The sequence below is a fragment of the Paraglaciecola hydrolytica genome (assembly GCF_001565895.1).
Taxonomy (GTDB): domain Bacteria; phylum Pseudomonadota; class Gammaproteobacteria; order Enterobacterales; family Alteromonadaceae; genus Paraglaciecola; species Paraglaciecola hydrolytica.
Map to the genome: position 1 here is coordinate 267,784 of NZ_LSNE01000003.1, position 26,042 is coordinate 293,825.

Here is a 26,042-nt window from a genome sequence, read left to right on the forward strand (position 1 = left end):
CTACTTTTAGATGTTTAAATTGCATAATTAACTCTAATTAACCATTAATAATCGAGTTTTATCATACGTTATCTATCTAGTGAACGGTAGAGATTGCCTTGGGCAATATTCGGATGTTTTAATAGCTTTATTATTTGGCCCTGACCGACATTAAATGCCTGACTTTATTCAACGTTTTATTTTACTGTGCTGTTTCATTAGTAGCAGTCAGGTATTTGCCCAAAGTACGGTACAACTTATTTCCACCGATAAAAGTTCCAGATTGGCGGTGCAACTACAAGTTTATTACGAACCGGAAGTGCAGTTATCTGTCCAAGAAGTCAGTAAAAATATCGATAAATTTGCCTGGCATAGTGGTGACAACCCCAATTACGGTTTTAGCAATAAGGGACTTTGGTTATATACCACTATCAGTAATGTTACAGATGTAGAAAAGTGGGTAGTCGATGTCGCTTTCAGCCAACTCGATAAAGTTGATATATACCTACTATTGGACGGTGAAATTCTCGCTCAGGTTAAACAAGGTAAAGAACGTTTTAACCAGCATTATCGTTTACCCACCATCAAAGCGGCACTGCCTTACGCACAAACCATCGATTTATTTGTGCGTATTGAAAGCCGACACTCCAGTTTAATTGCGCCAGTAGATATCCAAACCCATGATCGTCACGAAAGAACTAATTTCTATGACACCCTGATCTGGGGACTGTTTTACGGCGCCTTACTGATTTTGGCCATTTATAACCTCATCATTTATTTTGGGATCCGTGAAAAAAGCTTGCTGGCTTATGTGGCTTATATTGCCTCCGCAATACTTTGGCAGTTTGTTTGGAGCGGACATTCGCATTTAATAATGCCAGAGGGATTTTCCAGATGGGAGAATCAACATACCGATTTAATCTTTGTGATCATTGCCATCACTTCCGGCATTTTCAGTTGGGTATTTTTAGACATTAGCAAAAATGCGCCCAAGAGCATGCATGTTGTCCGCGCCTGCATAGTGATACTACTCATATTAGGCCTGTGTTCCGTTGTTAATCTATTCCCACCTTTTTGGCAGGCTACTTTAGTTTATATAGTGTGTTTAGTTGCCATCAGCAGTTATACCTGTGCTGGTTTCGAGGCCTACAACAATCATTTTAATGCCGCTCGTTATTATATTTTTGCATGGAGTATTGTGACGACAACGGCCTTAATTGGCATGTTAAGTTTATCAGGGGTTTTTCCTTCGAACTTTTTCACTACCTACTGTTTTCAATTTGGCGTATTTATCGAAGCAGGTTTGTTTTCGCTAGCGCTGATGGACAAAAACCGCCACCAACTTGAACAAGAAATCGATCAGGCCACCGATGATTTACGTAATAACATCGTGCTGGTTGAAGAACAAAATGTGCGTCTCGACATCGCGCGCAAAGAAGCGATTAATGCCAGTAATGTTAAATCCCAATTTTTAGCTAATATGAGCCACGAAATTCGTACCCCCTTAAACGCAATTTTAGGGTTTAGCAAAGAATTACACTCTGCTGAGTTGTCGGCGGAAAAACAAGAGCAAGTGAGTATTATCAACGCCGCGGCCGACAACTTATTGAGCATAGTCAATGACGTATTGGATTTTTCTAAAATCGAAGCCGGCAAATTGCGCATCAATAATCATCCATTTTCGCCAACTCAGATTATTGAAGATTTAATCAGCGTGATGGCCAAATCTGCCCATCTTAAAAACCTCGAATTTATTTATGATTTATCACCCCTGCCAGAAAAACTCATCGGTGACAGTTTTCGCATTAAACAGATCCTCAACAACTTATTGGGTAATGCCTTAAAGTTTACTGATCACGGGCATATCGGCTTATCGGTAAAGGGTACTTTTCTTGAACATGGCATGTACGAACTTACCCTTAAAATAGAGGACACCGGCATAGGAATTAGCCGTGAAGATCGCCGCAAATTATTTGCCGCATTTTCTCAAGTAGATGATGCCTTAAGCCGCTCTTATCAAGGTACAGGCTTGGGTTTGGTTATCTGTCAGGAATTGGTCAAACTGATGCGGGGAGACTTGAGCCTGCACAGCACTGTTGGTCAAGGCAGTACCTTTACTGTCACCTTACGCACCAACTTGTTAAATGCAAAATTAGCCCTGCGCCCAGACAGTGAATGGCGCAATAAAAAGGTAGTTTTTTATGATCCCATTCCCCATTCACGTTTTTGCGGTGTTAAATTACTCAAAAATTTAGGCGCTGTTGTCACAGGGGTAGAATCGTTGGCTTTTCTACGCCAGCTCAATGATAAATACGACATGGTATTTATCTGTGTGCCGGGCAATAAAGAAAACGACTTACCTAATGTATTAGAAGCCACTCGACAAATGTCCTGTCAGCAAGCGATCATTTTATATTCTGGTATCAATTCATTATCTAATCGCTCTGATTTATCTCAGTATTTTGACCATAAACTGCGCTTGCCTCTCACTATGAGTCGCCTAACTAACCTGCTGCATTTACCCCAAACCAGCCCCATTGATGCCATTCAATTACAACTGGCCAACCTGCCCAAAGCACGGGTGTTAGCCGTTGATGATATGGAAATGAACCTGCGTTTATTAACCACTTGGTTTAAAAATACTAAGTTGCAACTTACCCTGGCATACAGTGGTAAAGATGCGGTATTGCAATGTTATGAAAATGAATTTGACCTGATCCTGATGGACGTACAAATGCCCCATATGGATGGCATTGAAACCACTAAACGTATTCGCCAAACTGAATTAAATTTGGGCACTCCCATCATTGCCGTTACGGCCCACGCCTTTAAAGAAGAACAAGACAAACTATTAGCCTCTGGCATGGATGATTATTTACCTAAACCTCTTAACCTTTCGGATTTGATTGATTTAATTATTCGTTGGTGTCAGCAAATAGAAGAAACACCGCAAGAACTGGCGCATTTTGACTGGTCTTTAGCGATGACAAGAGCTAATCAAAATGAAGCTGCAGCTATCGATATATTGGAGCAATTTGTTAAACAATTGCCCGGTTTGGCCTCCAACATCGAACAATGTTTCCAAGCCCTCGACTACACTGGGGTAGCAAGGTTACATAAATTATGTGATGCAATTGAAAGCGCCTTAAAACGTCAACAATACGAGCTAGTAGGTAAAAAAATGCAGAGCTTTAATACTGCAATACAAGGGGTACTGTTCAGTGTCAGACAGGGACAATATATAAGCTAATCTGCATATTTATCCAGCAAACAAACTAACTACACTGGTAAGTGACGTTATTTTTAGATAACAATAGCGGATTAGATCAACCTGTCTTCGAGATAATATATCGTGCCGCTCAAAGCCTATTCCTTCCATCATCCCTTGGCCTTTTGGGCAGGTTGTATCTTTATCACTTTGGGAGTGTTATCGCACCTTCCCATGTTTGAACATGCCTCGCATATGAATTATCAAATGGTTGGCATGCCAATGGACAATACAATGTTAGTTGGTATGGCTTTGATCCCCTTGGGTTTGTTACTTGCCTGCTACGGACTGATGCCAAGACTGGCCTTATTACGTGTTGGTAACCATACTGACGCCATTCATTTCCATGTGGCTGATCGCAGCCCACTTAATTACCAGCACTGCACCTTGGTAATTGCCTTACTCATTGCGGTGATTGTCGATGTAATGAAACCCGCCACCCTGGGTTTTGTTATGCCGGGAATGGTAGATGAGTATGAACTTGATCCAGACTCTATCGGTATTTTGCCTTTGGTAGCCCTCACCGGTACAGCCCTCGGTTCAATCATTTGGGGACAAATGGCAGATAAACTGGGGCGTCGTGCTGCGATATTGCTCTCTGCGCTGATGTTTATCGGCACATCCATTTGTGGTGCTATGCCAAGTTTTGAATGGAATTTGGTGATGTGCTTCTTGATGGGTTTATCCGCAGGCGGTTTATTACCTATTACCTTTACCCTGATGGCTGAGATGATCCCCGCCCAGCATCGCGGCTGGTTGTTAGTGGCTTTAGGAGGTTTAGGTACATCCGCTGGTTATCTGGCAGCATCAGGCGCCGCCGCAATACTGGAGCCACTTTTTAGTTGGAGGGTATTATGGATGTTAGGATTACCCACTGGCATCCTGGTGATCATTCTCAATCGCTTCATACCTGAATCACCACGTTTTTTAGCCAATGCCGGACTTGGTAAAGAAGCCCGTGCCATACTCGCCCAATACAACGGCGAAATCGATAGTCATGAAAGCGATATAGTGCAAAAAAAGGATGTAGAGTCACATGGATTTATGCGTAGTATTATGGACTCTTATGCAGCTATCACTTTAGGTTTATTGGGAGTAGGCATTGCTTGGGGCGTAGTAACCTTCGGTTTTTTATTGTGGCTGCCAACCAATTTAAGAGAAATGGGCATGAGTGCAGAAGCCACTAATCTGCTATTAACCCAGTCGGGTCTGTTTGCGCTGCCTGGTATTATGCTGGTGATCTGGCTTTACCATCATTGGAGCAGCGTTAAAACCTTGGTATTGTTTGTCGTACTGACAGCCATCAGTTTATCGTTATATGGTCTATTTGAATGGACGGGAACCCTGTCCAGCGACAAGATAATATTTGCCACCGCGTGTTTATTAGTGAGTTCTAGTGGGGTAATAGCCATGTTGATCCCTTACGCTGCCGAAATTTACCCTGTGCACTTAAGAGGATCGGGTTCAGGCATAGTGGCAGCCAGTTCTAAATTTGGCGGCATTTTAGGTGCTATGATGGGCATTATCGGTGTGTTTAATAGTCTGGCATCCGCCGCGTTACTGATCGCTATTCCACTGATGTTGTTTGCGCTGGTACTGCTTAAAAGTGGGATTGACACCCGTGGCCGCCGACTCGAAGATATTCATGCCGAATTTGTTAATAAGTCAAACAATAACGTCAGGGCTGAGCAGCCCGATCAACAATAACCTGTTGCTGGCATTGTTGCAGTAGTTGTACAAAGGCATGTTCGCTGCGATCTAATTCACTGCCAGCGATATAAAGATCAAAGCCTAATCGTTGCCGCAATTTTTGCATACGATTCGCCAACATGGCCTGAATACCCGTATAAATCAGGCCATCGCTGTCTTTAAAACGGTCATCCTCCAATAAATCATTACCATAACAATTACCGGTTTTACATTGCAGTTGATGTTCTGCACCCAAGCCATAAAGCAACAAGGGCCGTTGCTCCATCAATATATTGGTCATTAAACGTGGTGAAATAGAAGTTAACAAAGGTTGATATGATTTAAGTTTAATGCCCACCATCGCCAGCTCATTTTGCTCAACACCTTGGGTAATTCGTGGCACGGCAATACGTTGAATATCCTGCCAACCAAGCTGCCAACCGCCATTTTTATGTTGATAATGAATATGTTGACGAGATAGTACAAAGCTATGTTGAGGTTCACGGTATTTAAAAAATGCCACCAACAAAGTCACTAAAGATAAACTGACTAACAATATTCCTGGTACATAAAAAATTGTGGGTAACCACAACAAGATTTGAGTGGCAGTAAACAAACCGACGACGCCTAACAAGGTGGTAGTTAGCACATTACGTTTAGTGGCACGACGAATTTCAATGAGTTCTTGCATAACTTATTCTTATAGGCTCAGAGCCAAAACCAAGTAAACACAAAATACATGATAATGCCCCACAGTAAAATTAAACGCCAACGCTGACAGTAGCTACAATCCGATTTCCACCATGATTTTTTGTCTGACTGTTTTGCCATTGTCGTAACGCTAATCCTAATTACAGATATTACTTAAGCTAAAACGGGGGTGTTACGCCGATAGATTAAGGCTATTACCAAGGGAGTAAAGATCAAGGATAGTATAACTGAAAAGCCCACTCCGCCAGCTAACACTACCGCTAACGGTGGCCAAAAGGTACCCTCGCTAAATAATAATAAGGGAATAAAGCCGCCAACCGTGGTAAATGTGGTGGAGAGTATATGCCGGCTACATCCCATCACTTCAGTCACTATATGGGGCACACTACCCCCTTTTGCCATAGGGTTAGCATTGATCGCCGCAATCACTACTATCGAGCCATTAATCGCCACACCAATTAAACCCGCGCAACCAAGCAGTGGGTTAAAACCTATAGGTAAACCTGACAACCATAAACTAAACATGCCCATACCAACCGACAAAATAGCCACAGTACCAATGACTAGAGCTAAACGCAGACTGCTAAAAGATAAAATCAAAGTAGTGATCATCAGTACCAATAATACTGGCGTATAAGTAGCGAGTTGGCCTAGCGCTTCTTGCTGTTTGTCGGCATCTCCGGCCAACTTAAGTTTATAACCTTTGGGCAAGCTAAAACCCATGTCTTTGAGTTTTTGCTCTACCTGCTTACTCACATCAATGGCAGTAGCGTCTGGCAAAAGATAGGCTTCAACATTATTGACCCGTTCACCGTTAAGCCGCGTTATTCCTGCAATACTTGGACGTAAAACAAAATCGCCCAAGGCAGCAACTGGCAGCCAATTGGCCTGATTGGTTGGCGAGTTTACGCTTGTGGCTGGCTGGCTTAAGGGTAGAGCCTGCACAGCAGCAAGTGAATCACGTTGTTGCTGAGCCACTCTGATACGGATAGGAATTTCTTCACTACCTTCCAAAATAGAGCCGCCCACCTTGCCATCTAAGGCAAGTTGCAATTGCTGCGCAACATCCACCAGCGACAGGGCAACTAATTGGCTATTGTCACGTTTAGCATCCAGCACCAATTCCGAATCACCTAAGGTTATCGACGCAACACTTTGACTAATGCCGGGCACTTGCGACATAGCTAAACGCACTTGTTCACCCAGTTGATTTAACATTTCGATATCTGGGCCAAGTATTTTAAAGCCCACTGGCGCTGAGATAGGAGGCCCCTGACCAAAAGCACGTACCACAAATCGAGCGTTGGGATACTGTGCATCAAGACTTTGCTGTAATTCACCAATAAGTTTTTTAGCGGCGGTAACACTGTTTACACTCACCACGGCATTGGCAAAATGCGGAGAGTTATCCCTAGTCATCACTTGATTGTAATATACCGAAGGAGCTGAGCCGCCGACTAACCAAGTGATCTGTTTTACGCCATCTAGATTGGTTATAAACTGATTGGCATCTTGCACCATCACTTCGGTTTGTTTGATAGGAGTACCCTCAGGCATCCACAGGTACACCTCAAATTGATCCCGATCAGCACTCGGGAAAAACACATTACCAAGCTGCGTTGCTAAGACAAAACCCGATAAAGCAAAGATAACTGTCACACTAATGCCGAGCAGCGGACGTTTAATCGCGCGTTCGAGTAAGGTTTTAAATTGCAAACTCACTTGGGGTAACTGAATGCCTTGTTGATACCAGCGCGCCTGTTCTTTTGCAGCACCTCTGGGTAACAAACGAGCCGCCAAGGCCGCAATAATCGACAATGAAATAAATAACGAGCCAAGCAAAGCCATCACCACACTAATGGCGATAGAACCAATAAAATCACCTATATTGCCGGGCAACAAAAATATCGGCATAAAACCCAAGATGGTAGTCAACGTAGATGCCAATAGCGGCACAAACAAATGGCGAACGCTGCTCACCAGTGCATCAAGTCGTGACATGGCGGTTTCGGCCAACTTGGCGCGGATTTCATCGGTAATTACAATGGCATTATCAATTAACAAACCGATGGCAATGATGATGCCAAATATCGACATTTGATGAATTTGTTCACCATAAAAACTAAGCGAAAAAACGGCAAAACTGGCACACAAGGGCAACGACAAACCTACTATCCATGAGGCACGCAAACCCATAAAAAGCAGCACCACAGCCATCACTACCAGACAGCCCAATAACAGATTTTTCACCAGCTCAGACAAACGTTGCTCGGTGTAGATGTTTTGCTCAAAAACAATTTCCGCAGTCACCGTCGCGCCAAATTGTTGATTAAAACCTAATAGTGTTTCTTTGGCATTAGTAGTCCATTTGTCCACTCGCACTGTGCTCTGCATTCGAGCCGCCACAAATACCACCTGCTCACCATTAACCAACGCCATATCGTTAACCGGCGTGCGCCAGCCGCGATTCACCTCTGCCACATCACCCAAACGTAAAAACTGCCCTTGCTGATCAGATTTGAGTGGTAACTGACGAATACGCTCTAAACTATCGAGTTCATCGGCCACCTGCAAACGTGTCTCGTAACCAGCACTACGTAATACGCCCGCCGGCACTTTAGGATCAGCGGCCTGCACGATACTGCTGGCTTGAGCGATATTGAGGCCCGCCGCATGCAACTCCTGAGGATCGATAGTGACGTTTATTTCTTCTTGCAACCCACCATACATCCTGACTAGCTCGGTGCCCGGCACATTGCGTACTCTGTCGGCAAGCTCATCGGCCATGCGACTGACCATCGTCATGGGCGTGGCATAACCTTGAGTCGGTTTTAATGCCAACAACATGGTAAAAGAAGTAGCACCGCGACGTTCATCTAATAAGGGACTGCCGGCACCTTGTGGAAATTTTTGACTGGCATTGCCTAAGGCCTGGCGGATCTTTGAGAAAATTTGCTCGTTATTCGTGTTATCTACCCTAGCTTGTAGTTCTAAGGTAATGACAGAAATACCCGAACGTGAAGTCGAGCGAATTTCGTGAATTTCAAATAATTGACGCAATTCGTCTTCAATTACATCTGTGACTAAGGCTTCAACCCGCTCGGCTGAGGCCCCATTATAAGGCGTGATCACTAGCGCATTGCGGGTATCAATACGAGGATCTTCTAAGCGAGGTAAGTTCATCACTGCCGATAAACCCGCCACCAAGATCACCATTATGCTCAGGCTCAATAAATGCCCATTGCGAAAAAACACACTAAACCAGGGTGACTTACTCGTAGAATGTAAAGACTGACTCATAAAACTGACTCGTTGCTTTTATGACTTGTTTTATTGACTAGCAGCTTAGCTTGCACCAGCTGACCTGGGACCAGTTTATGGATGCCATGCACCACGATGTTTGCCTGATCTGCAAGCGCACCACTTACATAAACCTTATCGTCATCAACGTAATGTATTTCGACTAACTTTGAGACCAATTGCTGCTGACCCTGCTCATTTGACTCAACCACAAATAGGCTCCACAAACCGCGCACTCCACTAATGAGTGCACTTCTTGGCACCCATACCCCTTGGATATCTATCTGTTGTTTGCGCACTAGATTAAGTAAATCCCCCGTCAATAAGCCATTGGTATTGGAGTCTAAACTAAAGATCACATCTACCGTGCGGGTCGCCAGTTTACGCTGTTGACCGACCGAGAACACGGTGGCAAACACGGTTTGTTGGCCAAACAATAACTGACTACTTTCACCTACCGAAAATAGCTGCGCCGCACTGGCTGGTAAGGCAAAACGAGCCTGCAATAAACCTTGTTGCTGTACCACAAAGACACCTTGCCCGGCTGCCACTACAGCCCCTTGATCGATAGCACGGCTGACAACCATGCCTGCATAAGGCGCGATGAGTTTTGATTTATCCAACTCAAGCTCTAAACTCGCTTTACGCGCCTTAATTTCGGCAACTAATGCCATCGCAGCCGTGGTGGATTCGCGCACTTCATCTAAACGCTGGCTGGATTCAAGATTTTTATTCACTAACTCAGTTACGCGTTTTTCCGACAAACTAGCCAAACGTGAATCTGCCTGCACACGAGTAAGCGTGGCATTAATTTCATCAATGCTTGCGATTATCCTTTGCTGATCTTGTACCGCCAATAATTGCCCAGCGACCACACTTTGCCCTTCATCCACTAATATTTGGACAACCTCACCACCGCGGTCAAAACCAATAACAGACTGTTGCAAGGCCTCGACTTGGCCAACGGCCATGCTGTTTTCGCTATATTGTTGTGTTAGACGAATTGGCATAACATCAACTTGTTGAAGGTGGCTTGTAGACACACTCGCTGCTACCTGAGCATTACCCGACATCATCATTAAGCCAATTAGGGCAATAAAGGGCACAACAATAATCAGCAAGAATATTGTTTGGTTAGATTTAAGTAATGTGGCGGTTTTCATACGATTCCCTGCGGTGGAGATAAATAAAATTACTCAAAAACAATACTAGACTGCTGAGTGTGATAATAGCATAGCGTTTAATCAAAATTCTGAGAAGTATTATTTTTTGGCTTTTAGGGGATCACCGCTACACCATTACCAGGTGAAGAAATTGCTTTCGAGGATATTTTATCAATAACCATAAGTTAGTTTTAATGCTCGCTATGTTTACAAGCTTGCTACTTTTAAGCCCATTTGGTGACGCCGCGCAAACACAGAGCCATCCACTATGGCAGGATAATATTGTCGCAGCCCCCTTTGTTAAACCCCAAAACCTGCGGGTTAAAGCCAACAATGCCCGCTATCTGACGATTGATATTCAACAATTAAAGGGCGTGCAAACACAGCTCAATCAAGTGCATAAACTGCAGATACCCGATCTTGCTGGTGCTATGTTTGAATTTGAATTAAAACCTTCAGCGGTCATGTCGGCAGAGCTTGCAGCACAGTATCCAGAGTTCATGAGCTATGCAGGCCAGCAAATTGGCAATGCCAATAATTACGGGCGTTTTAGTCTGTCACCCAAAGGATTTTTTGGCTTTTATCGTATGCAGGGTGAATGGCTTTTGCTCTCGCCCTTGTCAAATATTGCCGGACAGCAAAACTATATAGTTTACCGATACACCGATGCCCTGCCACTTGAGGATGACAGTGAACAAAACAAACACGCTAGGGATCAAGATTTTTTGTTACTTGAAGCGCCAAGGCTAAAGCAAAACACATTACAAAAATCGGCACCAACAGGTGATCAAATCCGCACTTATCGATTAGCTTTGAGCACCACGGGCGAATATAGCCAAAAGTTTGGTGGTAACAAAGCCGCTGTTTTAGAAGAAATGCTGACGCTAATAAATCGGATTAACCAAATTTTACTCAACGACCTTGCCATCCAATTTGAACTAGTGGATAGCCAAAACGTAATTTACACCGATGCCGCCAGCGACCCTTTTACCAACAACGATGCCGCCAGCGATGTTGAAACTAACCAAAGTACTCTTGACGCTGTCTTAGGCTCGGCCAACTACGATATTGGTCACTTGCTTAGTACTAATGGTGGCGGTTTAGCCGCAGTAGACAGTCTTTGTCGAGCAGGTAATAAAGCCACAGCCACTTCGGGCTCCAATAATCCTCAAGGTGAGCGTTTTTATATTGATTTTTTAATTCATGAATTAGGCCACCAGCTAGGTGCCAGACATTCGTTTAACGCTTTAGACCAGCGCATATGTGATGCAGGCCAACGTAATGCCACTAGTGCTTTTGAGCCCGGTAGTGGCTCAACCATTATGTCTTATGCGGGTTTGTGCAGTGGGCAAAATATCCAAACCAGAAGTGATCCCTATTTTCATGCAGGTTCAATAGCGGAAATTCGTAACACGCTAGACAGTAGCAACCGCCAATCCTGCGGCGTAGTTAGCAGTGCCAATAATGCTATTCCACAAATTCAATTAAGCAAAACCAACTACACCATCCCAGCCAATACGCCATTTTTATTGACTGGCAGCGCAACAGATGCTGATCGCGATCCCTTAGTTTATAGCTGGGAGCAAGTTAATGCCGGTGGACTTAACGGTAGCACCGCCAACGCTACAGAGATGAACACAGATAATGGCGACAATCCTTTGTTTCGTTCATTGCCAGCCAGTTCACAATCCCAACGATATTTCCCCGAGCTTAACAGTGTTATCACCCAACAACTGAGTCTGGGCGAAGTGTATCCTGCTACCCAACGTAATTTAAACATGCGTCTCACAGTAAGAGACACCAAAGGCGGGGTGAATAATGCAGATGTAAGTGTGGCAGTAATCGCAAGCCCGCATAAATTTGCGTTTAACTTTCCTATAAGCAGCCATAACTGGCTAGGTTTAAGCAAACAAACCTTGTTATGGAATGTGGCTCAAACCAATGTGGCACCGATCAACTGCAGCAAAGTCGATATTCTTTTGAGTGCGGATGATGCAAGAGATTTTAGTCATATGCTTGCCAGCGGTGTAGACAATGATGGTGAGCAACAAATTCAGCTTCCTAATATCGACAGCAACCACGTAAGACTCATGTTGCGTTGCAGCGACAATATTTTTTATGTTTTGAATAATAGGGATATCAGCATCACCCACTCCGAGCCTATACAACCGGTGATCAGTGGACAAAAGCCCATCACCATAGAGGAAGACAGCAGCACAACAATTACTCTTGCAGATTTAATCATCGACGACCCCGACTCGATTTACCCCGATGATTTCACTTTATTAATTGAGCCTGGGGAAAATTATCTGTTGGCAAACAACTTACTTAGCCCAGCAGAAAATTTTAACGGACAACTGCAAATCAATCTTAGGGTCAACGATGGCCAACTTGATAGCTCACCATTTGTTTTGCTCATTAACGTTAGCCCCGTCAATGATCCCCCTATGGCTATCAACGACAGTGCAAGTGTGGCGCAAAACAGCAGCGCCAGTCTATTTGACGTACTTAATAACGATAGTGATATTGAGGGGGATAACTTGAGCATTACTGCTTTTGAGTATAGTGGGCAAGGCACCGTCAGTATCAATAGTCAACAAATCAGCTATCAACCAGCCAACGGATTTAGTGGCAGCGAAAGCATTAACTATACTCTCAGCGATGGCCAGTTATCTGCCATTGCTAGTCTGAATATCACTGTCATTGCGACACCCCCTCCAAGCAATCCATCACCAAATCCTCCTGCAATTAATAGCAGTGGTGGAGGTTCTGTATTTCAGCTATTGATTTTTATAGCAATTGGCTTAAGTATAAGGGGGCTAAATCTAAGGTTTAAGGAACACCATGAGTAAGCAAAACTATTGGTCGGTCATTTTGTGTTGTATTTGCACACTTTCGGCATGCAATTTTGTACCACAAACCCTGTCAGAGTCAGAGGAGCAAATAGAATCGCTACCTTCAACTTCAGGGGTATCTGACGCAGCGCCAATCGACGTTGAATATGCTGATGCCAAGGCCGAAGCCAATTTTGCCATTCAAAAACAAGACTTTCATTTATTGGCCTTAAACAACAAAGGCATTTCTGTGCCCGGCGTTGACCTTAAAAATTATGCTTTAAATGAGCTAGAACAACAGTGCGGTTTGAAAATATTAGCCAACAGTGGTGATGAAATTACCGATGAAGATGAATTAGCCTTACGCAAAAAACTCTTTGCCTTCGCCGCTCAATATAATCAATTGGTACTGGTCGCCTGCCGAGAGAAATAATGTTTGATGTTAAGCGCATTTAAACACGTCACCGTAAAGCCTGCTCTGCAGGCTTTTTTAGTCCCTCACTCATTGGTAGAAGAAGCAACTAAGCCAATCAGGCTGTAAGTTTGAGTTTTGGGGAATCCCTGTCAATTGTGTATGATCCCACTCCCGCTTCACTAATTTTTGAAATACATGTCTGTAAAAATGCGTTTTTTAAGTCAATTTTTGCTAATTGCTTTAGCAGCTAAATCAGTTGCACAAACACCTGACATCGACACCATCACTGTCACCGCAACTCGTCAAAGTACCGAGCTAGCTGAGCTTGGCAGCAATATCGCGTGGTTAAGTGAAGATGAATTAAACCTACTCGAACCACAACATATTCAGCAAGCGCTAAGCCGCATAGCCGGAGCTTGGATCAGTCGTGGTAATGGTCAAGAACACCTCACCGCTTTACGCTCGCCGGTACTGACTGGCTCAGGCAGTTGCGGTGCTTTTTTTATGGCTGAAGATGGAATATCACTCAGAGCCCCTGGCTTTTGTAATGCCAATCAGCTCTTTGATAGTAACAGCGAACAAGCTGCGCGCATTGAAGTGGTCAAAGGCTCAAACAGTGTATTGTATGGCAGCAACGCAGTGCATGGTGTGATCAACATCATCAGCCCCGATGCTTGGCAATCGCAAGAACACATGTTTTCACTCGAAACAGGCCCCCATGATTATTTACGTGGCAAATTTAAATTTGCGGCACAGAATAAGGAGCAAGCTCTATTGGTTTATGGTCACGCCACTAAAGACGGCGGCTATCAAACAGAAAGTGGTTTTGAACAGCAAAAGCTTAACCTTGTGCATCAAACCTCGGTGGAAAACTGGCAAGTTAAAAGTAATCTCGCGCTGAGTAATCTCAAGCAACAAACCGCCGGTTTTATTGAAGGGTTCGAGGCCTATAAAGATCATCAAACCCGGCGCATCAATGCCAACCCAGAAGCCTATCGTGATGCTCGGTCATTGCGAGCCTACAGCCAGTTTAGCTATCAAACTGATGCTGATACCTCTTTCAGCATTACACCCTATTTACGCAGTAACTCCATGGAATTTTTACAGCATTTTGTACCTTGGCAGCCGGTAGAAAAAAACAGTCATCATAGTGTGGGCTTGCAAAGCCAGTTTGTTAAACAGTATGACAAAATAAACGTAGTCAGCGGTTTTGACTGGGATCAAAGCTGGGGCGAGTTGTCAGAATTCCAGCCCGAGGCATTTTCCGCCAACATTCCCCAAGGTATGCACTACGACTACGAGGTAACAAGTCGAGTTTATTCCCCTTTTGCCCAGCTTAATTGGCTTTTGGGTGACAGCACTCGGCTACTGGCTGGCCTACGTTACGAACATACTGAGCTAGATTATAACAACCAGCTAAGTGACGGCAGTGCCTGTGCCACTACGGTAAGTGTATGCCGTTTTATTCGCCCCGCCGATATCCAACTTACTTATCAGCAGTGGTCACATAAACTAGGACTTAATCATCAACTCAATGCCAACACTAATTTCTATGCCCAGTGGTCAGAGGGCTATCGAGTTCCGCAAACCAGTGAACTCTTTCGTTTACAAGATAATCAAAATAATGCTGATTTAAATCCCGAACAAAGCCAATCTTTTGAACTTGGACTGAGAGCTAATATCTTATCGAGCTATTTTGATCTCAGCGCGTTTTATCTCGACAAAGACAATGTTATTTTGCAAGACACCCAGCGCCAGACCATTAACAATGGCGCAAGCTCCCATCGTGGTATCGAGCTAAGTTTACGTAGCCAACTTAGTGAACAGTTTTATCTGGCAGCCGCCGGCACTTATGCCGTGCATCGCTATGATTCAGCTTTAACCATCAGCCAGCAAGACATCAGTAATAACGACATTGATACCGCGCCCAGAAATATGGGCAGTGTGCAATTGGGCTGGCAAAATGATAGTGGTCAACAAATCGAACTCGAATACATCAGCATGGGGTCTTATTATCTTGATCCCGAAAACAGTGCGAGTTATGCAGGACATGAATTATTGAACTTACGGGCCTCTACCCTGCTCACAGACTCCATAAAACTCAGCGTGCGTCTACTGAACTTAAGCGACCAAGATTATGCCGAACGTGCCGATATTGCCTTTGGCAACTACCGCTATTTTGTAGGTGAGCCGCGCAGTGTTTTCGTGACTTTGGCTTTCAGCCTTTAAAACACAAAGATTAAAGTGATGCACAAGACTGTGACGACAAGAGTCTTTATAATAGCCGCAATTTTTTGCGTTAACTGGATTGAAATTAGATGACTACACCATTGCAATTGTTACCTGAGTGGGTAAAACAAGAGGCAGTAATTCTTGCTTGGCCTGACCAAGATACCGATTGGCACCGCTGGTTGGCCGAGGTACGTCAAGTTTACCTCAATATCATCACGGCATTAAACGCGGCGAATACCCCGGTTATTTTACTAATTAAAGAAGCTGAAGTTGCCGCCTGCAAAGCACAACTACGCAACAATGCCAAAGTCTTATTGTTAGTCGCTGACTATAACGACACGTGGGTGCGTGACTATGGCTTTTTAACCTGCTCAAGCCCCCAAGGCATGCAGCCCCTGGAATTTACCTTTAACGGTTGGGGTGAAAAATTTGATGCACGCAAAGATAACCAAGCTAACCGCAACTATCTTGCGCCCTTGTGCCAATTGCCTCTAATCAGCGTTGAACTCGTCGCCGAAGGTGGCGCATTAGAAATCGACGAACACGGCCATTTGCTCTCTACCGAGTTTTGTTTACGCAACCCTAAACGTAATGGTGATTTATCCTTAGATAAGTACCGTGAAATATTCACTCAATATTTAGGTGCCTCTGATGTCAGTATTTTTGAGCAAGGTCACTTAGAAGGCGACGATACCGACGGCCATATTGATACCCTAGTGCGTTTTACCCTAGACAAAGGTGTAGTGGTGCAATCGGCGTTTAACCGCCCCGACGATCAGCACTTTGCAGGTCTTGCGGCTTTAGTTGCTGAATGCCAAGCAGCATTGCCACAACACAAGATTTTTGAGTTACCTTTACCGGAAATATACAACCCAGAAGGCGACAGATTACCCGCCTCTTATGCTAACTATTTGATTAGTAATCAGCATGTATTATGTCCCGTATATCAGCAGCCAGAAGACCAACTAGCCATGGACATCATGCAAAGCGCCTATCCCGACTTTAGGATAGTGCCAATCAACTGTTTGCCCTTAGTTCAGCAGTTTGGCAGCTTGCATTGCATCAGCATGCAAGTGCCTGAAAACACCTTAAGACCTGAGATAGTGAAGCAATTAAACACAGGAGTAAGCCAACGATGAAACAAGCCACTGCAGCCAAAACCAGTCTACGTGTAGGCCTAGTTCAACAGGCCGTCGCCAATAATGACAAACACCTGAGTTGGCAGCGCAGCGCCGAGCAAGTGACTGCACTTGCCAAACAAGGCTGTGAGTTAGTCATGTTGCAAGAATTGCACAGCACCTTGTATTTTTGCCAACAAGAAAACACCGATTTTTTCGACTTAGCCGAGCCTATCCCCGGCCCAGCAACCGATTATTTTGCCCAGCTTGCAGCCAAACTCAACATCGTATTGATCACGTCTTTGTTTGAAAAGCGTGGTTCAGGTTTGTATCACAATACAGCCGTGGTATTTGACCGCCAATTAGGCATGGTAGGCAAATACCGTAAAATGCACATTCCTGACGATCCAGCCTTTTACGAAAAATTCTATTTCACCCCAGGAGACTTAGGCTTTGAGCCCATCCAAACCAGTGTGGGTAAATTAGGCGTATTAGTATGTTGGGATCAGTGGTATCCCGAAGCAGCCCGTTTAATGGCCATGAAAGGCGCAGACATGTTGTTTTACCCCACCGCTATTGGTTGGGACCCTTTAGATACTAAAGAAGAACAAAAGCGTCAACACGGTGCTTGGCAAACCATTCAACGTGCCCATGCCGTAGCTAACTCTGTACCCGTTATTGTGGCGAATCGCACCGGTTTTGAGGCATCGCCAGTTGAAGGTGATGCGGGTATTCAGTTTTGGGGACAAAGTTTTATCGCCGGCCCACAAGGTGAAATACTCGCTCAAGCCAGTGTGGATAAAGAAGAAAATTTGATTGTTGATGTGGACCTCGCCCGCACCGAAAAAATCAAGCGTATTTGGCCCTACTTCCGTGACCGTCGTATTGACGCTTACGAGGATCTCACTAAGCGCTGGCGCGATTAAGTTTGGTTTGTGAAGGGCAGTGAAACTGCCCTTTTTTGTGGGCAATGCATGTGCATTGCATACCTTATCGCTGCGCAACAGGGCATGCGCTGCGCTTTATGACCAACTGCCACTGAGCTTATCGATAACGCTCGAGTGCCAAGCCTTCTGGATTGATATCAGGTTTGCGACCGCTGATAATATCTGCGACAAATTTTGACGAGCCCAACGACATGGTCCAGCCCAACGTACCGTGACCGGTATTCAGCAACAAATTAGTATATTTAGTGCCACCTAAAATCGGCACACTGTCTGGTGTCATCGGGCGTAAACCCGTCCAAAATTCGGCTGTTTCTACATCACCCGCACCAGGGAAGAGATCACGCACACTAAACTCAATAGCACCACGTCGTTTGGCTTGTAGTTCTTTATTGTAGTTAGCAATTTCGGCGATACCACCAATACGGATACGATCATCAAAACGAGTAACCGCAACTTTATATTTTTGATCCATTACGGTTGAGACGGGGGCTTTACTTTCATCCACGATCGGCATGGTTAACGAATAACCTTTCATTGGGTAAATAGGCACATTGATGCCAATCTTAGCTAAAATAGCAGCGCCATAACTGCCCAAACAAACTAGATATTTATCGGCAGTGAGTTTACCCGCTGAGGTATTCACACCACTTATTTGATTGTTTTGAGTTTCCAACGAATCAATGGTGGTACTCATCTTAAAGGTAACACCGAGCTTTTTGCACTCTTCAGCTAAGGCATTGGTAAATTTAAAACAATCACCAGTTTCGTCGCCGGGTAAATGTAGGCCACCAACGATTTTACTACGTACATTGGCGAGCGCTGGTTCGTGTTTTATACAACCATCGACATCCACCAATTGGTGCGGCACATTACATTTTTTCAGAACAGCAATATCACTTTTGGCGCCTAACATTTCTTTTTCGCTGCGAAAAATTTCTAAGGTGCCACTGGCTCGTCCGTCATAATGAATGTTTAATTCTTTACGCAAAGATTTAAAACATTCTCCACTGTAGCGCGCCACTCGTAACATGCGTTCTTTGTTAATATCAAAGGCCGATTGAGTGCACTGAGTCATCATCTTGGTTAAAAAGTTAACGGTTTTAGCATCGAACTCTTTTAAGTGAAAATACAGTGGAGATATATCCTGCATCATCCACTTGATGGCTTTGAATGGCACGCCTGGCGCAGCCCACGGCGTAGAATAGTCAAATGACAACATGCCCGCATTAGCATAACTGGTTTCCAAGGCGACATTTTCTAGACGATCAACCACAGTAACCGTATGCCCCTCTTTCGCGAGATACCAAGCACTTGTTACACCTAACACGCCACTACCCAATATTAAGACTTGCATATTGACCCACACCGTTGAAAACACCTAAATTAATGCGCTAGTTTATTTGCTTTTGACAAGTGAAAAGCATTGAAAAAATGCATTAAAAAGTTTAAAAGCCTAATATATTGAATTTATTTGGTGAAATTTAACGTTATGAGTGACAGCAAAAAACGCCCCTTAGACAAACTGGATATGCGTATCCTAAGCATGCTGCAAAAAGACGGACGCATCAGCTACGTTGATCTAGCCGATAAAGTGGGCTTGAGCTCAACACCCTGTATTGAAAGGGTCAAACGCCTAGAAAAAGAGGGTTATATCGAAAGTTATCACGCTCGCCTTAATCCTGAATTACTCGGCTTTAACTTGTTGGTATTTGTAGAAATTTCTCTGTCATACCAATCACCCGACGCTTTTAAACTTTTCAGCGCCGCCATCCGCCAGTTGCCCTATATATTGGAATGCCACCTCGTATCAGGAGAATGCGATTATTTGGTTAAAGCCCGTATTAAAGGCATGTCAGAATACCGCGCCCTACTTGGCGATATGCTGCTCACCTTACCCGGCGTGACCAATTCAAAAAGCTATATAGTGATGGAAGAAGTAAAGGAAAGTTTGGATCTGCCTTTGGAAATTCGGTAAACGACATCCTTGTTAAGAAGCAATGGTTTACTTTTCGCTACCCCACTAGTTTTTAATTGGAATAGTCATCATAATTTCGAACATACTCCAGCAGGAATTTAGGCTTATCAAGTTCACTACAAACCGCCTTAATACCCACATAAAGGATTGATTCAATCTCACTTTGAACATATTTTTCAGTAGTTATTTGCTTAAGTCTTGTTAACATTTCTTTGCCCCTATCAAGATCTGAATAACAACCATATTCAACTGCAGAAACTATTTGCGCATATTTATCTCCTTGCTCTAACGCCTGCTGAAACAATACTCGTGCATTTTTTTCGTCATTCAATATCCCTAGAATAAACTTTGCTCGCGCATTATCTCTCTCATTAGCGAGGTATTTTAATAGTGTTTTGGCTTTGTATTCAGAGTGTGGAAACGCGTCAGTTATAGCGTTATTTTTATCCAACAAGCGTCCGTGGTGATAGGCATACGCATAGCGCAATATTTCATTGGATTTTCGTTGGTCTAATGAACTTGGTGTTACATCTATTTCTTTGTTTTGACTAACAACTCTTTGTTGTTCTTGAGCAAGATATTGTTTTTCTTGATATTGATAGTCGTCAAAAAGTGTTAACACAAAAATGGCGATAGCTGAGCTAACAGCAGAGGAAACTATTAAAATAGGCAGGGAAATAATCCATCTATTTTTAAGCTTCTTATCGCTACTATGGCTATTTACCGATGTTAAAAAAGTATGCGCCTTGTGTTCAATAAAAGGGACGTCAATACGAGCCAGATAAATCGCCAACCAAGCGCCGACGGCAAATAAACCAAAAAGAATTGCTCCAGAAATAATAGAACCTACAACAATATTTAAACCCAGTGCGAGAAATACCAACCATATATAGGCAAAAACTGCGAAGGCAGAAAACAAACGCGTTAAACCCTTACCTGAAAAGCGCACCACCAGACCTATTATGCAGCCACTAACCAACAACATTACCGGTCCAAAATTGGGGTTATACGAATAGGCAAACCGCCAAATAATTAAAGTAGGAAATATCCAAACCGCGGCTGCAAGTGAGGCATAAATTAAGTTTTGCTTATTTAGCCTTAATTCAACTTTATCTAATGACGATTGTTCGATATCCACCTAACCTCCAATGTTTTTACTTGTTCATTCTTTTTAAAGAAATAGAACATCTGCCAATTTTGAACTGGACAATTTACCAAGTATAAATAACCTTACCTATGAGATAGTCAACCGGTACAAATCCCCAATATCTGCTATCTAGGCTGTTGTCTCTATTGTCACCCATAACAAAGTAATATCCTTGGGGAACTATCCATTCATCCTGCTTAGTTCCAGCCTGATAAAAGTAATTGCCAGACATGTCATTTTTCCGATCTTTCAACATAATCGTATATGAAACACCGTCTAAATATTCTTGGTACAAAGTAGTATTCGACGTATTGGTGTCTTGGTTAGAAAGTACCTGTTTCTCAACTTCTAAAGGTGTGCAGTCGGTGGACTTGTCCGCACAAGAAGGTTTAATGTAGATTACTTTATTGCGATAACTCACTGTATCGCCCGGCAATCCGACTACTCGTTTTACATAATTAGTTTCAGGACTTAATGGATATTGAAATACAATCACATCTCCCCTATTCACTGCTTTAGATGGGAAGGTCTTGCTTATTTGGATCCCATGATAACGATAATTCCCATACCCATTTTTACTTACTATTATTTGATCTCCAGCGTTGATGGATGGACTCATTGAGCCGGCAGACATAGTGAATGGTTCATAAAAAAATGTTCTCAAAATAATTAGTAAAATAGCACTCACAAGAAAACTCAATAAAGTTCCCCACCAACTGGCATACCAGCGCCTTGCTTGATTTGAATTATATTTTCTCGCAACTAGATACGCATGAATTGGACAAATAACTAAAAACAACCAAGAGAAATAAAATAGCTCATGCCATGATCCACCTTTTGAATCTGCATGCAGCATCATGTCAAGTATTGAACTAAAAACTAACAGAATTAAATACAGCCCAAAAAGCCCAATTCTATTCACGTATAAAAAAGCAAATGGTTGTAAAAGAACACCGAATAGGGCACTTAACCACGCTTTAGGTTTCCATATTAATTCCAATTTAAATCCTTTTTAATTCTCTAAAAAATGATTTTTCCAAATATTTCATATTGTTGAATAAAAGAGAAGCGGTAATTTTTATCGGCAAAGCCGATGTTTTTCTCTAGCACTAACAGGACAGCCATGTTAATTCCGATATAGAACGCAATCGAAGAAAGATGGTTTTACTCCCCGTATAAACGTTCCCTGAATTGCGCCAGAATTGACTGAGTAAACTGGCAGGGATAGCCAGTTTAGCTTTGTCTTGTCGGGAACAAGTCAAAGCGGCTTAGTTAATTCAAGCAAGTCAGGATCAGAACGTTTAGTGGGGGCGGCTTTTCTTGCCTACTTCTTTTAGCTGTTGAAAAGAAGTAGGTCGGTTGGCAGGGATGCCAACAGAAAAACGCAATGGATTGCGGTCGCGTAGCGATGCTTGTGCACGCAGTGCATAATCTTATTGGCCGCAGGCCATTTCAGTGCGCGCAGCGCATGCTTTAATAAGCAAAGCGTATAAAAAGCTGGCCGCAGGCCATAGCCTGCTTAGCAGCGACCTACTTCGCTGCTACCACAAATGCTATTTCTACCAAATAATCAGGATTAGCTAACTCGGCTTTTACACAGGCGCGACTGGGTGCACAGCCCTCGGGTAACCACTTTTCCCACTCTTGATTAAGCACATCAAAGTTTGCAAAATCGGTAACGTAAATAGTGACTGAAATGATCCGTGATTTATCACTATTCACTGTGACTAAACTGTCTTCCGCTTGAGCAAATACTTGCTGCATTTGCCCAGCCATATCGGCACTTGGATCTTCTGCTACTTCGACAAAATAGCCCACACCATTATATACCGTAGCATCAGACCAACGCGGGCTAGGGTTAATACGTTTAATTTCCACTTTTATCTCCAAATACTTCAATTCGATAGGCTTATATTACACTACCACTCTAGGCTTTCCCTAAACCAATACCCGTTTGTTGCATATAAGCCAACAGCGCGATGGCTTCAGGGTGTTTGCTACGTTCTAACCCAATGACCGTACCTTGTTGATCTGCAATGCTCTTGTGTTGACCCAGTTTTTGCTTGCCTTCGATCTGCGTAATTTCAATTTTAAAACCTACTATGGCTTTAGCTAATTTGTGTTGGTAATCCGCTGGCATTAAGGCTTCGTTGTCTAATAACGCTGGTTCGTATTGTTTAACCAAGGCATGCACGGCCGCTAGCGTTTGTTCATCATTCAACAAAGTAGCCCGCCCTGTTACATGCACTGCAGCGTAATTCCAAGTGGGCACCGCTGGGCCTACGGCATACCAACTAGGTGATATGTAAGAATGGGGGCCGTTAAATATCACCTTTACTTGTTGAGAGTTGAGGGCTTTCCAATGGGGATTGGCTCTTGCCATATGCCCATATAACACTCCCTTTTCACCCTCATCTTTTACCAGATACACAGGTAAGTGGCTGACTTGTAAGTCTTGGGTAATCAGCACGCCAAAGCCAAAATCCTCAATCAAGGTGTGATAATGCTCAGCATTTTCCATTTGCATATTTCGTGGCACATACATTAACGTTAACTCTCCTATCTGATTGTTTAGTTGGCTATGTTATCTAATTAAATTAAACAGCCACAATTATGCAATTTTAATAACCAAATGGCATATAAACTTAAATTTAAACTGTTTATTCACAGATACAGAAAAGGCAAACTGCCTTACTCGACAACTAAGATTAAACCGCCATGCAATATTTCCCGATTTTTTTAGATACCAGCGAATTAAACTGCCTAGTGGTAGGCGCAGGGGAAGTTGCCGCGCGTAAAGTAGAGCTATTATTAAAGACCTCCGCTCAAGTTACCGTTGTCGCTCCTTGGGCCTGTTCAACTATTCTACGTTTGGTCGAGCAGCAGAAGATTGTGCTACACGAACGACCTTTTACCGACAGTGATCTTGATGCTAAACAATTGGTTTTTGTCGCCACTAACGACTCCCACCTTAATGCCAATATACATGCCTTAGCTAAGGCGCAAAAAATCTTGGTCAATGTGGTGGATAACATTCCCCTCTGCCAGTTTATCACTCCCTCGATTATCGACCGCTCCCCCATAGTGATTGCCATTAGTAGCGGTGGTGTGGCGCCGGTATTATTGCGGTATATGCGCCAAAAGCTAGAATCGCTGTTGCCACACAAGATTAGTTTACTTGGGCAATTTTCCGAAAAATTTCGTGAACTCGCCAAACAAAAGTTAGCCACTGTCACGGCCAGACGCTTTTTTTGGGAAGACGTATTAGACGGTGATATTGCCGAAAACGTCATTGCAGGCAATGATGCCTTAGCCGAACAAAAACTCCTTGCCAAACTCGAGCATGACGCTTCACACACCCAAGCGGGTGAAGTGTATTTAGTCGGCGCAGGCCCTGGTGATCCTGACTTACTGACGTTTAAAGCATTGCGACTTATGCAAAAAGCCGATGTGGTGGTATACGACAGGCTGGTATCACCCGAAATATTAGAATTAGTCCGTCGTGATGCCGAAAAAATCTATGTGGGTAAGGCCAAAAGTAACCATTCGGTACCACAAGAAAACATCAACGAATTGCTCGCCAGAGAGGCGTTAGCAGGCAAAAGGGTGGTAAGGCTTAAAGGGGGTGATCCCTTTATTTTTGGCCGCGGCGGCGAAGAAATCGAAACCTTAGTTGCACAAGGCATAAATTTTCAAGTTGTGCCGGGCATTACCGCGGCCAATGGCGCGGCGAGTTATTGTGGTATACCACTTACCCATCGCGATCATGCTAAATCCGTGGTTTTTGCTACCGGCCATTTACAAGATAATACCATTAACTTGAACTGGAAAGGTTTAGCCCAAGCTGACCAAACCATAGTGTTTTATATGGGTTTAACTGGTTTAGCTACCATCTGTGAAAAGTTGGTCGAATATGGCTTACCCGCGTCAACCCCTATTGCCATGATCCAATCAGCAACGACTGCAAAACAAAAAATTGTGGTAGGCGAACTGTCTAATATGGTGGCAAAAGTGGCCGAAGCAGGCATTCAACCGCCTTCATTGATTATTGTGGGCTCAGTGGTGAGTTTGCAAAGCAAACTACAGTGGTTTAAACAAAGTTAATGGCTGGTTTCGCCTAACAAAGTTTGCAATTTAGCTTGGTATAATTGTTTGTTGTCCGCCCGGTAGGATATCTCGATTGCGTGATTGAGTGCGGCTTTAGCAGAGTTAAACTTACCTAATTGATAATACGCTTTTGCTAGGCCAAATTGACTTTCATGCACGTATGGCGCAAGTTGATTAGCCTTTTTATAGTATCTTTCTGCCAGCGCATAATCCCCCGTATTGAAGGCTTTATCAGCCATATCTATCCAGCGATAGGGGTTATCGTCTTCTATCTTATCTATGCGTTGAGCATAAATTTTAGCTTCTTTAATACGCCCTTGTGTTTGTAACAACGAGGAATAGTTAGCAATAACATTGGCCGTGGCATAGTCGTTATCCAGCATATAACGATAAAGTGTTTCAGCCTGAGTGTGTTCGGCCAATTTAGTAAACAATACGGCTAGGGTATTTAAAGTGTCTGGATTGCTATGATTAAGCACAATCCCTTGTTTTAGTAATGAATAAGCATAGTCATATTGTTTAGTGATTAAGGCCTCTGCCGCCAAGTTTTGATAGTACATGGCGATAAAGTCTTGTTGCGCCACCATGTAGCCGGATACATCCGACGAAGTGGGGAAATAATCAATAATAACACTGGCTCTTCTAACCACAATCAGCTCGGGATTTTCTATTACATTTGGCTCATACACGTAGGTTCTAACGTGTGATGACAAGGTCATTACATCGGCGTAACGAGCATAGACTGGCGCACTATTAACCCTTTGAAAGGCTGTTTCTAAGCCGACTAAATCAGCTAGAGCTTTGGTTACAATGGCTAAGGTGAGGCAGTTACCGGTTTTTTGCTCCAATGCCTCAGATGCGGTCAATGTCACACCATGAAAATTAAAACCATCAACATAGTCTTCTAAATATTCAAACAAACGTACATTCGGCGGAATTAGCTGATTTTTAGGTGAGTTGTAGTAGCTCAGAAAAGCCTCTTTTTGCGCTTCGCTCACTGCAAAAATATCATTTAAAGCGGGTACTGGCAGAGGAGTAAATAAGGAAGTTTTTAAGCTAGGTAAGGGCGGTTTAACCTGCGTGACTACTGCCTGAGTAGCACAGCCGAGTAATAAAAAACCTAAACTTAAGCCCAGCAATAATTTAAACATCAAACA

At 43.5% G+C, this 26,042-nt stretch carries 18 protein-coding genes; 9 read left to right on the forward strand and 9 right to left on the reverse strand.

Annotated features, from left to right (window positions below; genetic code table 11):
• Nucleotides 1-154: 154 nt before the first annotated feature.
• Both AX660_RS03715 and AX660_RS03720 read left to right on the forward strand, forming a co-directional pair.
• The gene (locus AX660_RS03715; protein WP_068372714.1) at nt 155-3,229 is read left to right on the forward strand and encodes a hybrid sensor histidine kinase/response regulator; all 3,075 of its coding nucleotides are present in this window, start codon (nt 155-157) and stop codon (nt 3,227-3,229) included.
• A gap of 240 nt (nt 3,230-3,469) precedes the next feature.
• On the forward strand, nt 3,470-4,954 hold the full coding sequence (locus AX660_RS03720) for an MFS transporter (RefSeq protein WP_235594645.1): 1,485 nt from the start codon (nt 3,470-3,472) through the stop codon (nt 4,952-4,954).
• On the opposite strand, the gene AX660_RS03725 is transcribed toward AX660_RS03720, so the two are convergent.
• The 3 genes from AX660_RS03725 to AX660_RS03735 all read right to left on the reverse strand — a co-directional run bounded on the left by AX660_RS03725 (nt 4,926) and on the right by AX660_RS03735 (nt 10,110).
• Entirely contained in the window at nt 4,926-5,627 is a 702-nt protein-coding gene (locus AX660_RS03725; RefSeq protein ID WP_068372733.1) for a DUF2982 domain-containing protein, read from the reverse strand. The two genes, AX660_RS03720 and AX660_RS03725, sit on opposite strands and share 29 nt — an antisense overlap.
• 173 nt (nt 5,628-5,800) lie before the next feature.
• The gene (locus AX660_RS03730) at nt 5,801-8,947 is read right to left on the reverse strand and encodes an efflux RND transporter permease subunit (RefSeq protein ID WP_068372739.1); all 3,147 of its coding nucleotides are present in this window, start codon (nt 8,945-8,947) and stop codon (nt 5,801-5,803) included.
• Entirely contained in the window at nt 8,944-10,110 is a 1,167-nt protein-coding gene (locus AX660_RS03735) for an efflux RND transporter periplasmic adaptor subunit (protein WP_068372742.1), read from the reverse strand. The genes AX660_RS03730 and AX660_RS03735 overlap by 4 nt, the downstream gene beginning before the upstream one ends.
• A 194-nt stretch (nt 10,111-10,304) precedes the next feature.
• Here AX660_RS03735 and AX660_RS03740 point away from each other — a divergent pair, with 194 nt between their 5' ends.
• The 5 genes from AX660_RS03740 to AX660_RS03760 all read left to right on the forward strand — a co-directional run bounded on the left by AX660_RS03740 (nt 10,305) and on the right by AX660_RS03760 (nt 17,635).
• Nucleotides 10,305-12,962: a reprolysin-like metallopeptidase gene (locus AX660_RS03740; protein ID WP_068372743.1), complete on the forward strand. Its 2,658-nt coding sequence runs from the start codon at nt 10,305-10,307 to the stop codon at nt 12,960-12,962.
• Entirely contained in the window at nt 12,955-13,377 is a 423-nt protein-coding gene (locus AX660_RS03745) for a hypothetical protein (RefSeq protein WP_068372746.1), read from the forward strand. The genes AX660_RS03740 and AX660_RS03745 overlap by 8 nt, the downstream gene beginning before the upstream one ends.
• Nucleotides 13,378-13,554: 177 nt before the next feature.
• The gene (locus AX660_RS03750) at nt 13,555-15,588 is read left to right on the forward strand and encodes a TonB-dependent receptor (protein ID WP_068372755.1); all 2,034 of its coding nucleotides are present in this window, start codon (nt 13,555-13,557) and stop codon (nt 15,586-15,588) included.
• 89 nt (nt 15,589-15,677) lie between these two features.
• Nucleotides 15,678-16,730, forward strand: coding sequence for an agmatine deiminase family protein (locus tag AX660_RS03755; protein WP_201027402.1), 1,053 nt, complete (start codon nt 15,678-15,680; stop codon nt 16,728-16,730).
• Entirely contained in the window at nt 16,727-17,635 is a 909-nt protein-coding gene (locus AX660_RS03760) for a carbon-nitrogen hydrolase (RefSeq protein WP_068372757.1), read from the forward strand. The genes AX660_RS03755 and AX660_RS03760 overlap by 4 nt, the downstream gene beginning before the upstream one ends.
• A gap of 118 nt (nt 17,636-17,753) precedes the next feature.
• On the opposite strand, the gene AX660_RS03765 is transcribed toward AX660_RS03760, so the two are convergent.
• The gene (locus tag AX660_RS03765; RefSeq protein ID WP_068375107.1) at nt 17,754-19,010 is read right to left on the reverse strand and encodes a D-amino acid dehydrogenase; all 1,257 of its coding nucleotides are present in this window, start codon (nt 19,008-19,010) and stop codon (nt 17,754-17,756) included.
• 135 nt (nt 19,011-19,145) lie between these two features.
• Between AX660_RS03765 and AX660_RS03770 the strand changes: the two genes are divergently transcribed.
• Nucleotides 19,146-19,631, forward strand: coding sequence for a winged helix-turn-helix transcriptional regulator (locus AX660_RS03770; protein WP_068372761.1), 486 nt, complete (start codon nt 19,146-19,148; stop codon nt 19,629-19,631).
• A 52-nt stretch (nt 19,632-19,683) separates the two neighbouring features.
• On the opposite strand, the gene AX660_RS03775 is transcribed toward AX660_RS03770, so the two are convergent.
• The 4 genes from AX660_RS03775 to AX660_RS03790 all read right to left on the reverse strand — a co-directional run bounded on the left by AX660_RS03775 (nt 19,684) and on the right by AX660_RS03790 (nt 23,323).
• Nucleotides 19,684-20,769: an MFS transporter gene (locus AX660_RS03775; RefSeq protein WP_068372763.1), complete on the reverse strand. Its 1,086-nt coding sequence runs from the start codon at nt 20,767-20,769 to the stop codon at nt 19,684-19,686.
• Nucleotides 20,770-20,842: 73 nt separating this feature from the next.
• Nucleotides 20,843-21,778: a signal peptidase I gene (gene lepB, locus AX660_RS03780; protein ID WP_068372766.1), complete on the reverse strand. Its 936-nt coding sequence runs from the start codon at nt 21,776-21,778 to the stop codon at nt 20,843-20,845.
• A 530-nt stretch (nt 21,779-22,308) separates the two neighbouring features.
• A complete protein-coding gene (locus tag AX660_RS03785; RefSeq protein WP_068372767.1) occupies nt 22,309-22,656 on the reverse strand; it encodes a RidA family protein in 348 nt (115 codons plus the stop codon).
• 49 nt (nt 22,657-22,705) lie between these two features.
• Nucleotides 22,706-23,323: an FMN-binding negative transcriptional regulator gene (locus AX660_RS03790; RefSeq protein ID WP_068372772.1), complete on the reverse strand. Its 618-nt coding sequence runs from the start codon at nt 23,321-23,323 to the stop codon at nt 22,706-22,708.
• A 173-nt stretch (nt 23,324-23,496) separates the two neighbouring features.
• Here AX660_RS03790 and cysG point away from each other — a divergent pair, with 173 nt between their 5' ends.
• Nucleotides 23,497-24,882 (forward strand): siroheme synthase CysG, encoded by a 1,386-nt coding sequence (cysG, locus tag AX660_RS03795; protein ID WP_068372776.1) that lies wholly within the window; start codon nt 23,497-23,499, stop codon nt 24,880-24,882.
• On the opposite strand, the gene AX660_RS03800 is transcribed toward cysG, so the two are convergent.
• The gene (locus tag AX660_RS03800) at nt 24,879-26,036 is read right to left on the reverse strand and encodes a tetratricopeptide repeat protein (RefSeq protein WP_068372779.1); all 1,158 of its coding nucleotides are present in this window, start codon (nt 26,034-26,036) and stop codon (nt 24,879-24,881) included. The two genes, cysG and AX660_RS03800, sit on opposite strands and share 4 nt — an antisense overlap.
• Nucleotides 26,037-26,042: the final 6 nt, after the last annotated feature.

Coding starts and splice junctions, on each gene's coding strand:
- AX660_RS03715 (WP_068372714.1), top strand. CDS start 155: ATGCCTGACTTTATTCAACGTTTTATTTTACTGTGCTGTTTCATTAGT.
- AX660_RS03720 (WP_235594645.1), top strand. CDS start 3,470: ATGGACAATACAATGTTAGTTGGTATGGCTTTGATCCCCTTGGGTTTG.
- AX660_RS03725 (WP_068372733.1), bottom strand. CDS start 5,627: ATGCAAGAACTCATTGAAATTCGTCGTGCCACTAAACGTAATGTGCTA.
- AX660_RS03730 (WP_068372739.1), bottom strand. CDS start 8,947: ATGAGTCAGTCTTTACATTCTACGAGTAAGTCACCCTGGTTTAGTGTG.
- AX660_RS03735 (WP_068372742.1), bottom strand. CDS start 10,110: ATGAAAACCGCCACATTACTTAAATCTAACCAAACAATATTCTTGCTG.
- AX660_RS03740 (WP_068372743.1), top strand. CDS start 10,305: ATGCTCGCTATGTTTACAAGCTTGCTACTTTTAAGCCCATTTGGTGAC.
- AX660_RS03745 (WP_068372746.1), top strand. CDS start 12,955: ATGAGTAAGCAAAACTATTGGTCGGTCATTTTGTGTTGTATTTGCACA.
- AX660_RS03750 (WP_068372755.1), top strand. CDS start 13,555: ATGTCTGTAAAAATGCGTTTTTTAAGTCAATTTTTGCTAATTGCTTTA.
- AX660_RS03755 (WP_201027402.1), top strand. CDS start 15,678: ATGACTACACCATTGCAATTGTTACCTGAGTGGGTAAAACAAGAGGCA.
- AX660_RS03760 (WP_068372757.1), top strand. CDS start 16,727: ATGAAACAAGCCACTGCAGCCAAAACCAGTCTACGTGTAGGCCTAGTT.
- AX660_RS03765 (WP_068375107.1), bottom strand. CDS start 19,010: ATGCAAGTCTTAATATTGGGTAGTGGCGTGTTAGGTGTAACAAGTGCT.
- AX660_RS03770 (WP_068372761.1), top strand. CDS start 19,146: ATGAGTGACAGCAAAAAACGCCCCTTAGACAAACTGGATATGCGTATC.
- AX660_RS03790 (WP_068372772.1), bottom strand. CDS start 23,323: ATGTATGTGCCACGAAATATGCAAATGGAAAATGCTGAGCATTATCAC.
- cysG (WP_068372776.1), top strand. CDS start 23,497: ATGCAATATTTCCCGATTTTTTTAGATACCAGCGAATTAAACTGCCTA.
- AX660_RS03800 (WP_068372779.1), bottom strand. CDS start 26,036: ATGTTTAAATTATTGCTGGGCTTAAGTTTAGGTTTTTTATTACTCGGC.